The organism is Arthrobacter sp. SO5 (assembly GCF_020532805.1).
Classification (GTDB): domain Bacteria; phylum Actinomycetota; class Actinomycetes; order Actinomycetales; family Micrococcaceae; genus Arthrobacter.
In genome coordinates this window covers 55,521-68,735 of record NZ_MQTQ01000093.1, presented here as the reverse complement: position 1 = coordinate 68,735, position 13,215 = coordinate 55,521, and the positions used below count along the sequence as shown (strand labels likewise).

The window sequence follows — 13,215 nt, the reverse complement described above, 5'->3', positions numbered from 1 at the left end:
GGGGAGGACGCCGTCCGCCGCTGGTTCAATGCCGCAGCCCTGGTCCGCCCGGCAGCCGACGGCGGCCTCGTGGTCATCACCGCCGACGACACCGCCGGGGTCGGAGCCCTGCTGCGCTGGGATCCCGCCGGCTATGCCCAGCGCGAGCTGTCCCTGCGGCAGGAGCTGCACCTGCCGCCGGCCGTGCGGGTCGCCTCCGTCACCGGCGGGCGCACCGCCGTCGGGCACTTCACGCAGGCCGTTGAGCAGCGGCTCGCCGCCGACGGTATCGTGCTGCGGGCCGCGGGCCCGGCGCCGCTCCTCCTGGCCGGTCCCCGCAACGGCACCGGACGGGACGCCGCCGAGGACGTCCGGACCCTGCTGTTCATCCCGTACAGCCAGGCAGCCGACGCCACCGGGGTAATGCGCGCCGTGAAGGCCGCCGCCGCCGCGAAACGCAGCGACGACGCCGTCCAGCTGCGCCTCGACGGCGTGGACGTGTTGTAGGCGCAGCGGCTGCCGCCATTGCCCGGACTGTGCGCCGATTGCGTGGTCGGGCCGACTGGCTGGCGGCCATTCGCCACAGATCGCCGGCACGGTGGCTCCCACTGCGGCCAGTTGTGGCAAATGGTGCTCCGTGACCCGCGAGGGTTAGTGCGGATGCCCCACACGGCGTGCGCGCAGGGCCACTGCCTCTTCGGCCAGGGCCAGGAGGTTGCGCGCGGAGACGTCCCAGCTGAAATCGGCGGCACGTTCCACACAACGGCGGGAACGCGCCTTCCAGAGTCCAGGCTCCTCGAGCGTGCGCACCGCCGCGGCGAACTCCGCCGGTGACTCCGGGTGGACGTAGCTGACCGCGTCGCCACCGACCTCCCGGAAGATCGGGATGTCGCTGGCGATCACCGGAGTGCCGTGGGACATGGCCTCCACGAGGGGCAGGCCGTAGCCCTCCGCTTTCGAGAGGCTGACCAGGGCCGAGGTGCTGGCCAGCATGGCCTCGTATTCCTCATCGGTCACCCCGTTGTGGAACACGATGTTCGCACCCTTCGGGGCCAGGGCCTCCAGCTCGGCCCGGCGCCCGGGGGTGATCCGGCTGAGCAGGTGCAGGGTCATGTCGGGCAGCTCAGCCATGCCCCGAATCATGGTCTCGACATTCTTATAGGGCATAAACGAACCCATGTAGAGGAGGGTCTTGTCCGCCCCGGCGCCGGGGTCGCGGGGCGTGATGCCTGGCTGCGGGGCGTTCCCGACGATCCCGACGGGACGCTTCGTGAGCCGGTACTTGGAGATCAGTGCCGCCGTCGTGGAGCTGATGGTTGCCACGACGTCTGCTCGGTTCAGCAGCATCCGCTGCGGCCAGAACGCCTTGTGGTAGAGCCGCCAGAGGAACCGGACCGGGGCCGGCAGGAATCCGGGCGGTGCGGGGTGCTCGTAATAGATCAGGTCATGCAGGGTCAGCACCAGGGGGTACTTCCGGCCCCAGCTGCCCATCGTCTGCATGGGGCACACCACGACGTCGGCGCCGAGCCGGTTGACCCTGGCGGCCACAAACAGCTCGGCGGGGGAGAGCGGGCTGTTGATCAGCGTGTACGGCACGTCGGGCAGGAGGTCCAGCTGCCGCACATCGCTGATCAGCATTGAGACGTCCGCGATCCTGGCCGCGGCCGCAATGAGGCTGGCACCGTAGCGGCTGATCCCGTCGTGGTGGTCCAGCCGGGTGAAGCGGGCATCGATGAGGATTTTCACGCGGCGTGGTCCTTCAGGAAGCGTCGGATGAAGCCCGCGGCGGGCTCCGGGGTTTCGTAGTGGATGAGATGCCCGACGCCGGGAATCACGTCAAGCTGTCCGTCCGGCAGCAGGGCCAGGAGCTTGTGCTGGTCCGGAAGGGTGGCGATTTCGTCTCTCTCGCCGGCGATCAGGAGCACCGGCAGGGTGAGCCGGCCCGCGATCTCGGAGACGTGGCTGCCGACGGAGGCCTTGAACGACTCAAGCAGGCTCTCGCGGTCCGCGAAGGCGGAGAAATAGGAACTGTGCTGGGCATGGATGAAACGGCGGAGTTCCTTGTCCCGGGTCTTCGCCATGGTTTCGCTCATGACCCGGACGATCAGCTGGCTGCGCAGCAGGGCCTGGCCGAGCCGGCGGGGGAGCCAGGCGGCGGCCTCGTAGTACAGGACAGCGAGCTTGGTCATGATCCCCTTGGGCCCTTCGAGGGCCGGGGCAGCGATCGGGTTGATCAGGATAAGTTCCGCCACCAGTCCGGGGTGGGCGGCCACAAAATGGCTGGCGATGATCGACCCGAAGGAATGGCCCAACAGGACCGTGTCCGGTCCCAGATCCAGTGCGGCCATGAAATCGGCGACGAAGCGGACATAGCTCCCGAGGCTGTGACCGGCTTCGGTGAAGGCGGCGGAGCTGCCGAAGCCGGGGAGGTCGGGCATGATGAGGCGCATTTCGGTCAGCTGGTCGGCCACCCGTAGCAGGCCGTGGTGGTCGCCCCGGAAACCGTGGATGACCAGGATGGTCCGGGTTTCCGGGGTGGTCAGGACGGGCTCGTACGTCCAGTAGGCGACGCCGGTACCGTCAAGGTCTAACCGGGAAGTGCGGGTGCGGGCCTGCAGTCCGGCGCTGAAGCGGGGCGTGGGGGAGGACTCGGTGTCCACGTATTCCATTCCGGGGATCCTAAGTGACGTTGTCCGGGTGTGACCCGGTGCGGAAGCCGCGTTCGAGGCCAGCAATATCAGCCAGGTCCGTGGCGGAGAGTTCAAAGTCGAAGATCCCCCGGTTTTCGCGGAGGCGCGCGGACGAGCTGGCCTTGGGGATGGCGATCTGTCCGAGCTGGAGGTGCCAGCGCAGGATGATCTGGGCCGGCGTGCGTTCATGTTCGGCGGCAAGGGCCAGGATCACCGGGTCCGCGAGCACCTGCCCGCGCCCCAGCGGACTCCACGCCTCCGTCCGGATGCCCAGGGCAGCATGCTTCTCCCGAAGTTGCTCCTGCTGCAGCCAGGGGTGAAGTTCGATCTGGTTGACGGCCGGCACCACCTCGGCTTTCTCCAAAAGGAAGTCCAGATGCTCGGGCTGGAAGTTGGACACGCCGATTGCACGGACCCGGCCTTCCCGGTAGAGCGTCTCCATGGCCCGGTAGGTACCGGTGAACAGCCCCCGCTTCGCACACGGCCAGTGGATCAGGTACAGGTCGAGGTAATCCAGGCCCAGGTTGGACATCGAGGTATCGAAGGCGCGCATGGTGGCGTCGTAGCCGTGATCGTCATTCCAGACCTTCGTGGTCACGAAGACGTCCTGGCGGGTCAGGGTGCCTGCAAGTTCCCCCGAACCCCCGGCACCCCCGCCAAACGCCGAAAGCGCGCCGATGCCTTTGCCCACACCGGTTTCGTTGCCGTACATCGAGGCCGTGTCGAAGTGCCGGTAGCCGGCCTCGAGGGCCATCGTCACCAGGCCCGCGGCTTCGGCCGGCGGCACCTTGTAGAGCCCGAATCCCAGCCTGTCGATCATCACACCGTTGTTCAAAGTCAGCCGAGGCGAGATTTTCATAGGATTGACTCTACCGACTCCGTGCGCCGGCGCCCCGGAGCAGGCCGTTCGGGGCAGTTCGTTCAGGAAAGGGTGGTCGGAACAGGCCGTTCAGGACAGGCCGTGGAAGCTGACCAGCCGCCTGGCGCTGGCCTCGTCCAGAATCAGGTCGGTGGCCAGGCCGGCTGCCAGGGCCCCCCGCAGCCCGTTGATCTTGGAGGCGCCGGACACCACACAAATCCTGCGCCGCACCTGCCGGAGCTGCGCCAGGTCCGGACCGGTGGAGCGTTCGTTCAAGGTGATGCCGCCCGAAGAGCCATCGGCGCGAAAAAACACGGTGGCAACGTCGCCGACGACGTCGGACGTCGCCAGCACGGCGAGGTCGTCTTCATCCAGATAGCCGCCGGCATAGACGTGGCTGGGATAGTCGGCGTCAACCGATCCGACGCCGAAAATGGCGATGCTCATACGGGCCTGCAGTTCAAGGATGCGCTGCACACTGCGCTCATTCCACATCGCCGTCTTGGTGGCGGCGTGATCAAAGAACGCGGGGACCGGGAACTGCTCCACGCGCGCCCCGTAGGCGCTGCCGAAGCGGCGCATGATGTCCGAGGCGTAGGTGATGCCCGTCGTCTGCATGTTTCCGGCGCCGTTGAGTTGGACGATCACGGTGTCGTGCGTGATCTTGCGGGTCAAGTGCCGGCTGACAGCGCTCAGGGTGGATCCCCAGGCCACACCGATGATGGCGTTGGAGTCAACCAGGGGGCCGATGGTGCGGGCGGCCTGCATCGCCACCCGGTCCAGTGTTTCCGCCTCATTCAGGGTGTCCACGACCGGAACCACGTGCACATCCACCCTGTATTCGGCCCGGATGATCCGTTCCAGCTCGGGGCCCGTGTCCAGGGGACTGCGGATCTGGATCTGCACGAGCCCCGATTCCCGGGCCGAGGACAGCAGCCGCGAAACGGTGGACCGGGACGTCCGGAGCTCGCGGGCAATAGCGTCCATGGTCAGGTCCTGCAGGTAATACAACTGGGCCGCCCGGAGGGCGTCAGAGTGGCGTGAGGGTGTCATCCCAATTCCGTTCTGCACGTTTGTGCATAGAGCTTGACTCCATTTTCCATTACTCCAAAGAATAGTGTTGGACGGCGACGCGCCATAGGGTGCGCCGCAGAGGCTAGACCCAAGGGAGAAGTTTTGGGACAGAAGGATTCAGCCCGCAACCAGGCACAGCCCGGAGGGCGCGCATCCGTGCAGAAGCTGCGGTCGCGGCCCCATGCGCAAGTGCTGGTCGTCGGTGGCGGCATCAACGGAGTGGGCACATTCCGGGACCTGGCCCTGCAGGGTGTGGACGTGGCGCTCGTGGAGCGCGGAGACTACTGCCAGGGCGCCAGTGGCGCCTCCTCGCACATGATCCATGGTGGCATCCGCTACCTTGAGAACGGCGAGTTCCGCCTGGTCCAGGAATCCGTAGTCGAACGTAACCGGCTGCTGCGCATCGCCCCGCACTACGTGAAGCCGCTGCAGACCACGATTCCGATCTTCAGCACCTTTTCCGGCATTCTCGCCGCTCCGCTGCGCTTCCTGACCCACAAGCAGCAGGGCGCCCCCAAGGAGCGCGGTGCCTTCCTCATCAAGGTCGGCCTGAGCCTCTACGACTTCTTCTCCCGCGACGGCGGCACCGTACCCCGCCACCAGTTCCGCGGCCGCAAGCGCGCCCTTGCCGAACTGCCGAGGCTGCATCCGGGCATCAAATACGCGGCCACCTACTTCGACGCCTCCGTCCACAACCCGGAGCGGCTGACACTGGACGTCCTGCAGGACGGCGAAAAGGCTGGCAGCGGCGACGCCCGCGCCAGCAACTACCTTTCGATGGCCGCAATGACGGGCTCCGGGGACGGCGCGTCCGCTACCGGACATACGGTCCAGCTCCGCGACGAGCTCTCCGGCGAGGTCTTCGACTTCACGGCGGACGTCATCGTGAACACCACCGGTGCGTGGGTGGACCTCACCAACGAGGCGATGGGCGTGGCGTCCTCCTTCATGGGCGGCACCAAGGGTTCGCACATCGTGCTGGACCACCCCGAACTGCTGGCGGCCTGCAATGGCCGGGAGATCTTCTTCGAGCACACCGACGGCCGGATCGTCCTCATCTACCCGATGGGCGACAGGGTCCTCGTGGGCACCACCGACGTCGACGCGGACATGGCCGAGGACGCCATCTGCACCGACGCCGAGATCGACTACTTCTTCGACCTGATCGGCCATGTCTTCCCGGACGTGGCAGTAAGCCGGGAGCAGATCGTCTACACCTTCGCCGGCGTCCGCCCGCTGCCCAAGCACGATGCCACGCAGCCCGGCTTCGTCAGCCGCGACTACCGGATCGAACGCCGTGCGTCCGCAGAAGGGACAACAGCAGGCGGAAGGGCCGCCGTCGTCCTCAGCCTGGTCGGCGGCAAGTGGACCACGTTCCGGGCCCTCGCCGAGCACCTCAGCAACGACGTCCTCACCGAACTTGGCATGGAACGCACGGTCTCGACGGCGAAGCTCGCCATCGGCGGCGGTGCCGGCTTCCCTGACAGCGACGACGGGGTCCAGCGCTGGATCAAGGAGCACATGTCGGCCGGACGCGACGCAGACAGGGTCGCCGGATTGCTGATCCGCTACGGAACCCGCGCCGAAGAAGTCATCAGCTTCCTGGACGCGGTCCCGGAGGCACCGGACCGGCTCCTGCATTCAACCCGTGAACTCAGCGTCCGTGAACTGGAGTTCATGGCGCGGAACGAGCAGATCGGGCACCTGATCGACGTACTGATCCGCCGCACCTCCCTGGCCTTCCGCGGCCTGGTGACCGGCGAACTGCTGAACGAGGTTGCCGGCATCCTCTCCGGGCCGCTGGGCTGGGACCAGGCAACACGGTCTTCCGAGATCAGCCACGCCCAGGAGGTGCTCAAGCGGTACCATGGCGTCCAGGTTCACAGCCTGGTCTCCTAAAAGACCTCAGCGCCCGGACGGGGGACGTCCGGGCGCAAGGACTGCGGGGTCCCGGTTAAGGGACCGGCGCAGTGTCTGGCCGGCAGCGCAAACACGGTGCCGGCCCAACGGCCCTTCAAACTCGCGAAGGACCGACAACAGAAAATAGAGGAGTCAAAGATGTCTCTTGGAATAGTTTTCCTGTCCGAATTATTCGGTACCGCCATGCTGACCCTGCTGGGTTGCGGCGTGGTGGCCAACGTTGCGCTCAAAGGCACCAAGGGCAACAGTGGCGGGTTCCTGATGGTCACCTGGGGATGGGGCATCGCCGTCTTCTCCGGTGTCTATGTCGCCGCCCAGTCCGGGGCCCACCTGAACCCCGCCGTGACGTTTGGGTTTCTGCTCAACGGCAAGAAGCTGTACGCCCCCGGCGTCCCGGTTGATTTCGCCTCGACGCTGACCTACTTTGGCGGTGAACTGACCGGCGCCTTCCTGGGTGCAGTCGTGATGTGGCTTGCCTACAAGCAGCACTTCGATGTGGAGACGGAGCCGGCCAGCCAGCTGGCTGTTTTCTCCACCGGCCCGGCTATCCGCTCCAATGTGTGGAACCTGATCACCGAGATCATCGGCACCTTTGTCCTCGTCTTCGTCATCCTGACCTTCGGCGGGACACCGTCCGGACTCGGCCCGCTGGCCGTCGCCCTGCTGGTTGTCGGTATCGGCGTATCGCTCGGCGGCCCCACCGGCTACGCCATCAACCCGGCCCGTGACCTCGGCCCGCGCATCGCGCACGCACTGCTCCCGATCAAGGGCAAGGGGTCCTCCGACTGGAGCTATTCCTGGATCCCGGTCGTCGGACCCCTCATCGGTGGCGGACTCGGCGGGATCGTGGCGGCCGTCGTGCCGATCATCATGCCGGTCATCGCCGTTGTCCCCAAGTAATTTCGAGAAGCACGACTTAACCGCCAGTCAGACTGCCAGGCCACAAAAGACAAGGACGTCAACATGAACCAGTATGTCATCGCCATTGATCAGGGCACCACCAGCACCCGAGCCATCGTGTTCGACCACAGCGGCAACATCGTCTCCTCCGGACAGATGGAGCACGAGCAGATCTTCCCGCAGGCCGGCTGGGTGGAGCACGACCCCGCCGAGATCTGGAACAACACCCGCGAGGTCATTGCCTCGGCCCTGTCCAAGGCGAACCTCACCCGCCACGACATTGCCGCCGTCGGCATCACCAACCAGCGTGAAACCGCCGTCGTCTGGGACAAGACCACCGGAAAGGCAATCTACAACGCGATTGTCTGGCAGGACACGCGCACCCAGCCGATCGTGGACGAGTTGGCCAAGGACGGGGGTCCGGAGCGTTTCAAGCAGAAGGTGGGCCTGCCGCTGGCGACCTACTTCTCCGGTACCAAGATTAAGTGGATCCTCGACAACGTCGAGGGTGCCCGCGCCAAGGCGGAAGCAGGGGACCTGGTCTTCGGCAACACGGACTGCTGGGTGCTGTGGAACCTCACCGGCGGCACCGACGGAGGCGTGCATGTCACCGACGTCACCAACGCCTCCCGGACCATGTTCATGGATCTCGAAACGCTGTCGTGGGACCAGGAAATCCTGGACGCGTTCGGCGTTCCGGCCTCCATGATGCCGGCCATCAAGTCCTCCTCCGAGGTCTACGGCACGGTCCACACCTCCCAGCTGCTGCGCGAAGTACCCGTCGCCGGCATCCTCGGCGACCAGCAGGCGGCCACGTTCGGCCAGGCTGCCTTCGACGCCGGCGAAGCCAAGAACACCTACGGCACGGGCTGCTTCCTCATCTTCAACACCGGTGAGGAAATCGTCCATTCCAAGAACGGGCTGCTGACCACGGTCGGCTACAAGCTCGGCGACGCGGCTCCGCACTACGCGCTGGAAGGCTCGATCGCCGTCACGGGCTCGCTCGTCCAGTGGCTGCGTGACAACCTCGGCATGATCAGCACCGCCGCGGAAGTTGAGACGCTTGCGGCGTCGGTCGAGGACAACGGCGGTGTGTACATCGTCCCGGCGTTCTCGGGCCTGTTCGCGCCGTACTGGCGTTCCGATGCGCGCGGCGCGATCGTTGGGCTGACCCGGTTCGTGAACAAGAACCACATCGCCCGCGCGGCCCTGGAGGCCACCGCCTTCCAGACCCGCGAGGTGCTCGACGCCGTCAACGCCGACTCCGGTGTGCCGCTGACGGAACTGAAGGTCGACGGCGGCATGGTCGCCAACGACGCCCTGATGCAGTTCCAGGCGGACATCCTCGGCGTCCCGGTCATCCGGCCGAAGGTCGTCGAGACCACGTCCCTGGGCGCAGCCTACGCCGCCGGCCTTGCGGTCGGCTTCTGGAAGGACCTGGGCGAGTGCTCGGCCAACTGGGCCGAGGACAAGCGCTGGGAACCGAAGATGGAGCAGGCGGAGCGGGAGCGTCAGATGCGTCTTTGGAAGAAGGCCGTCACCAAGTCCATGGACTGGGTCGACGAGGACGTTAAGTAAACCGTCCGCCACAGAAAAGCTCCGGCCGGGGAAACCCGGCCGGAGCTTTTTCCTTGCCATGCGTCCCGGCTGCCCTGACGGGCAGCAGACCCGGAACGCAGGGGCCGGGCCGCGGTTAGGACACCGAACCCGTGCGGGCGACGACGGCACGCGGTGTCTTGGCGTAGACGTCAGGGCTGACCGTGTAGCCGCGCTTATCCTGTTTCAAGGCCTGCGCATTGGCGCTCTCAAGCTCAGCGCTGCTGAGCATCTTGATTTTCACCAGGTCCATGAACTCCTGGTCGGCTCCGCTGACAGCCGTGACCTTGATAAGTCCCGTTCCGGCCGAGTAGAACTTGCGCTGGTGGCCCGTGCTCGGCGGGTCCAGCGGGTTGAACTCGTCAATCACCATCACGTCGTTGTAGCACCCTGTCTTGACGCAGACCCTCTGGTTCTTGTACAAGACACGGCCGCAGTCCAGGAAGTCCACGCTGGGTGCGTAGGCCTGGACATAGGCGGGGGTGTTGCGGTGCGGGCTGCCCTGCATGGCGGTCCCGGCCCGGGCCTGATCAATGCCGCTGATGAAGGTGCTCGGTGCGCCCGCGAGTTTGCCGTTCTCGTACTCCTCCGGGTATTCCCCGAAGAGCCAGACGGCGCCCGTCCTCGTCGACTGGGAGAAGAAAGCGAGTTCAGACTCGGCCAGGACGCCGTCAGAATAGTCCCGGTCCCACAGAACCAGGGTCTTGACGCCGTTGATCACCTTGGTCAGCCCGGTCACTGTGTGGACCACGGAGTGGGCGCTGACGCTTCCGTCCGCGGACTTCACCTCGCCGGTGGTGGTGAACTGCATTCCGGGCTTGAGCGGGTTCCATTTATTGTCGATCACCGGATTCGCCGGGAAATCCGCCTTGTTGAAGTGGATTGCCGAGCCCGGGCCGCAGAGTGCGTCGGGATTGGGCGCGGCGGTTGCCGCGGCGGCGGTGCCAACTGTCAAGGCTCCCAGCACCAGCAGGATTGCTGAACCGTATGCTGTGAAGCGCGTTCCTCGTTGAGTCATTTTGGTCTGGCCTCTCCTAGTGGGTTTTGCTGCGGCTAGATGGCCGGAGCCGGCTGGGGCTGACGGGACCGGCGCCCACGGCCCGGACCCTTCTTGGCGAACCGCAAGTACAGCGACGGGACGATGAACAGGTTGACCAGTGTCGACGTGACAAGGCCGCCCAGGATCACCACCGCCATGGGGTGTTCGATCTCATGACCTGGAATGTTGCCCATGACCACCAGGGGTACAAGGGCCAGGGCAGTTGCGAGCGTGGTCATCAGGATCGGTGACAGCCGCTCGGCAGCACCGCGCAGCACCAGTCCGGGTCCGAAGGGCACGCCCTCGAACTGTTCAAGGTGCTGGCAGTGGTTGATCAGCAGGATGCCGTTGCGTGCTGCGATGCCCATCAGTGTCAAGAAGCCGACCAAGGACCCCAAGGACAGAATCCCGCCGCTCAGGTGGGCGGCGATCACACCGCCTACCAGGGCTACCGGAAGTGTCAGTATGGCGAGGGTGGCCAACCGCCAGCTTCTGAAGGCTGCCTGGAGCAGGAGGTAGACCACGATCAGCGCCCCACCGGAGAACAGCAGCAACCGCTGGGAGGCGGCTTGCCGCTCCGCGTATTCGCCCAGGATGGAGTAGCTGTAGCCGACGGGGACTTCGACCGACTGGAGATCGGCCTGGAGCTTCTCCACTACCTTGGCCAGATCGCCTTCCTTCACGTTGGCACTGACGTCCAGCCGCCTGGATCCCTCGGAGCGTTCAATCACGTTCGGCGTCGGTTTCACCGAGATCGAGGCAACGTCCGCCAGCCGGATGCGCTGTCCGCTCGGGGTGTCGATCACAAGATTCTCTATGCTCGTGACGGAGCTGCGGAGCTCCGGGGGACTCCACACCTGGACGTCGTAGGCCTTGCCGGCCCGGAAGATGTCCCCGACTTCTTCACCGGCAACCATCGTGGCCGCGGCACGGCGGACATCGCCCGGCTTCAGCCCGTAACGGTTGGCGGCCTCCAGGTTCACTTCCACATTGACTTGCGGGACGTCCACCTGGAGGGCGAGTTTTGCCCCGACTGCGCCTTCGATCCCGCCAAGGACGGTCTTGACCTTGTCCGCCTGCTTCCGCAGGGTGGGAAGGTCATCGCCGTACACGCGGACGACTACGGCGTAGCCCGTGCCCGTCAGGACCTCGCGGACACGTTCCTTCAGGTACGTCTGGACGTCCCGGTGGATTCCGGGATAGCCGTCCACCACGTCCTGAATGGCTGCCAGAGTCTCGTCGTAGTCGACGCCGGGGTCAACGCTGATCCAGTTCTCACCGAAGTTCACGCCCACCACTTCATCGGCTGCGAAGGCCTGGCCAATATGCGAGCCGCAGTTGTTCACGCCGGGGATTGTCATGAGTTCCTTGCAGGCCAGCTGGCTGACGCGGACCTCCTCGGAATTGGCTGTGCCGGGCTGCGTGACCCAGTGCATGAGGAAGTCCCGCTCCTTGAACGAGGGCAACAACGACTGGCCGAGCAGGGGGGCTGCAACGACGCCGACGAGGCCGAGGGCTGCCAAGGCGGCGTAGCCGGGGAGCGGGCGGCGGACGATCGGGCGCAGCGCTGCGTCGTACCAGCGTTTGAGGACCCGGACCACTGGTGGGTCACGGTCCTCCAGCTTGGCGTTCCGGAGGAAGATGTAGGCCATGGCCGGCGTGACCGTTAGGGCCACGAGCATGGACGCCATCACCGCCAGGGTGTAAGAGGTGGCCAGCGGCCGGAAGAACGCTCCGGTCAGCCCGTCCAGGAAGAAGATCGGCACCGTGGCGGCGACGATGATCAGTGTGGCATAGACGATCGGTCCGCGGACCTCCAGCGAGGCATTGACCACAACCCTGGCAGTGCTCCCGGTTCCGCCGCCGGCCCGGTGCTGGCGCAGTCTTCGGACGATGTTCTCGACGTCGATAATGGCATCGTCCACCACCACCCCGACGGCAATCACCAACCCCGCCAGCACCATCGTGTTAACCGTGCCTCCGGTCCAGTACAGCACGAGGGCGGCCGCCGTCAGTGACAACGGAATCGCCATCACGCTGACCAGCGCCGTCCGCCACTGGAAGAGGAAAACGCTCAGCACGAGGATGACGAGCAGGCATCCCAGGAGCAGGGCCAGGCTGAGGTTTCCGAGGGATTCCTCGATGAAGGTCGCCGGCCGGAACAAGGTTGTGTCCACGGCGATCCCCGTCAGTCCGGGTTCAAGCTGCTTCAGCGCTTCTTCAACGCCACGGGTGACTTCGAGGGTGTTGCCCCAGGGCAGCTTCTCCACGATCAGCATGAGTCCCGGGCCGCCGTTGATGACGGCGTCACCAATCAGTTGCTGGTGATCCTCCACAACGGTGGCGACGTCGGAGAGGCGCAGGGGTGACTGGCCTTCGCGTTCCTCCAGCGGCACCTTTGCGAGCTCTTCCGGCGAGGTGATGGGTTGTACGTGCCGGATGCTCATGGTCTGGCTGGGCGTTTCGAGGGCGCCGCCGGTACCGATCAGGGAACCGGGCGAGTACTTCAGCAAGCCCGAGTCCAGAGCGTCCGACGTGGAATTCATCACGGCATCCAGGGTCACGTTGTTGGCTGCCAGCTTGGCAGGGTCCACCTGAACCTGAAGCATCTGGAGCCGTTCGCCCCAGATGGCGACGTTGGCAACCCCCGGCACGCGCAGCAGATGGGCCCTGATGTTCCAGTAGGAAATCATGGACATCTCAATGAGGGAGCGGGTGTCCGAGGACAGCCCGATCTTCATGACGCGGCTGGTCGAGGACAGAGGCTGCAGCATCAGCGGCGGAGCTGCCCACGTGGGCAGCGTCGGGATCACCGTTGCCATGCGTTCGGACACCAGCTGCCTGGCGTTCAGCAAATCCGTGCCGTTCTTGAATTCCAGCACAATCGACGAGAGCTGGGAAACCGATTTGGACCGCATGTGGTCCAGCCCGTCGATGCCGTTGAACGCCTCTTCCAGGGGTACTGACACGAGCTCTTCGACCTCAGAGGCGGTGAGTCCCAGGCAGGCTGTCTGGACCTCGACTTTCGGCGGCGCGAACTCGGGGAACACGTCCACCGAGGCGCTGCTGAGCTGGGCGCCGCCCACGATCATCAGCGCGGCAGCCATCGCGATGATGATCGATCTGAACCTTAGACTGGCTGCGATTAGCCGGCGCAT

Annotated in this window: 9 protein-coding genes and 1 pseudogene; 4 read left to right on the top strand and 6 right to left on the bottom strand. The window is 65.6% G+C overall.

The window, feature by feature from the left end; genetic code table 11:
• A pseudogene (locus BJG92_RS16435) lies at positions 1-486 on the top strand (primosomal protein N'); the annotation flags it as partial.
• A gap of 144 nt (positions 487-630) precedes the next feature.
• Here the strand turns inward: BJG92_RS16435 and BJG92_RS16430 are convergent.
• The 4 genes from BJG92_RS16430 to BJG92_RS16415 form a co-directional block, all read right to left on the bottom strand.
• Positions 631-1,725 (bottom strand): glycosyltransferase family 1 protein, encoded by a 1,095-nt coding sequence (locus BJG92_RS16430; RefSeq protein WP_232085057.1) that lies wholly within the window; start codon positions 1,723-1,725, stop codon positions 631-633.
• Positions 1,722-2,648, bottom strand: a complete 927-nt coding sequence (locus BJG92_RS16425) for an alpha/beta fold hydrolase (protein ID WP_232085056.1) — start codon at positions 2,646-2,648, stop codon at positions 1,722-1,724. The genes BJG92_RS16430 and BJG92_RS16425 overlap by 4 nt, the downstream gene beginning before the upstream one ends.
• Before the next feature lie 10 nt (positions 2,649-2,658).
• The gene (locus BJG92_RS16420; RefSeq protein WP_232085055.1) at positions 2,659-3,528 is read right to left on the bottom strand and encodes an aldo/keto reductase; all 870 of its coding nucleotides are present in this window, start codon (positions 3,526-3,528) and stop codon (positions 2,659-2,661) included.
• 90 nt (positions 3,529-3,618) lie between these two features.
• Positions 3,619-4,581: a sugar-binding transcriptional regulator gene (locus BJG92_RS16415; protein WP_232085054.1), complete on the bottom strand. Its 963-nt coding sequence runs from the start codon at positions 4,579-4,581 to the stop codon at positions 3,619-3,621.
• 123 nt (positions 4,582-4,704) lie between these two features.
• Between BJG92_RS16415 and BJG92_RS16410 the strand changes: the two genes are divergently transcribed.
• The 3 genes from BJG92_RS16410 (at position 4,705) to glpK (ending at position 9,000) form a co-directional block, all read left to right on the top strand.
• Positions 4,705-6,501: a glycerol-3-phosphate dehydrogenase/oxidase gene (locus tag BJG92_RS16410; protein ID WP_374199817.1), complete on the top strand. Its 1,797-nt coding sequence runs from the start codon at positions 4,705-4,707 to the stop codon at positions 6,499-6,501.
• Positions 6,502-6,660: 159 nt separating this feature from the next.
• Positions 6,661-7,422 (top strand): MIP/aquaporin family protein, encoded by a 762-nt coding sequence (locus BJG92_RS16405; RefSeq protein ID WP_232085052.1) that lies wholly within the window; start codon positions 6,661-6,663, stop codon positions 7,420-7,422.
• A gap of 63 nt (positions 7,423-7,485) precedes the next feature.
• A complete protein-coding gene (gene glpK, locus BJG92_RS16400) occupies positions 7,486-9,000 on the top strand; it encodes a glycerol kinase GlpK (protein WP_232085051.1) in 1,515 nt (504 codons plus the stop codon).
• Between the two features lie 115 nt (positions 9,001-9,115).
• Here the strand turns inward: glpK and BJG92_RS16395 are convergent, their stop codons facing one another.
• Positions 9,116-10,036, bottom strand: a complete 921-nt coding sequence (locus BJG92_RS16395; RefSeq protein WP_232085050.1) for a hypothetical protein — start codon at positions 10,034-10,036, stop codon at positions 9,116-9,118.
• A 35-nt stretch (positions 10,037-10,071) separates the two neighbouring features.
• The gene (locus BJG92_RS16390; RefSeq protein ID WP_269462097.1) at positions 10,072-13,215 is read right to left on the bottom strand and encodes an efflux RND transporter permease subunit; all 3,144 of its coding nucleotides are present in this window, start codon (positions 13,213-13,215) and stop codon (positions 10,072-10,074) included.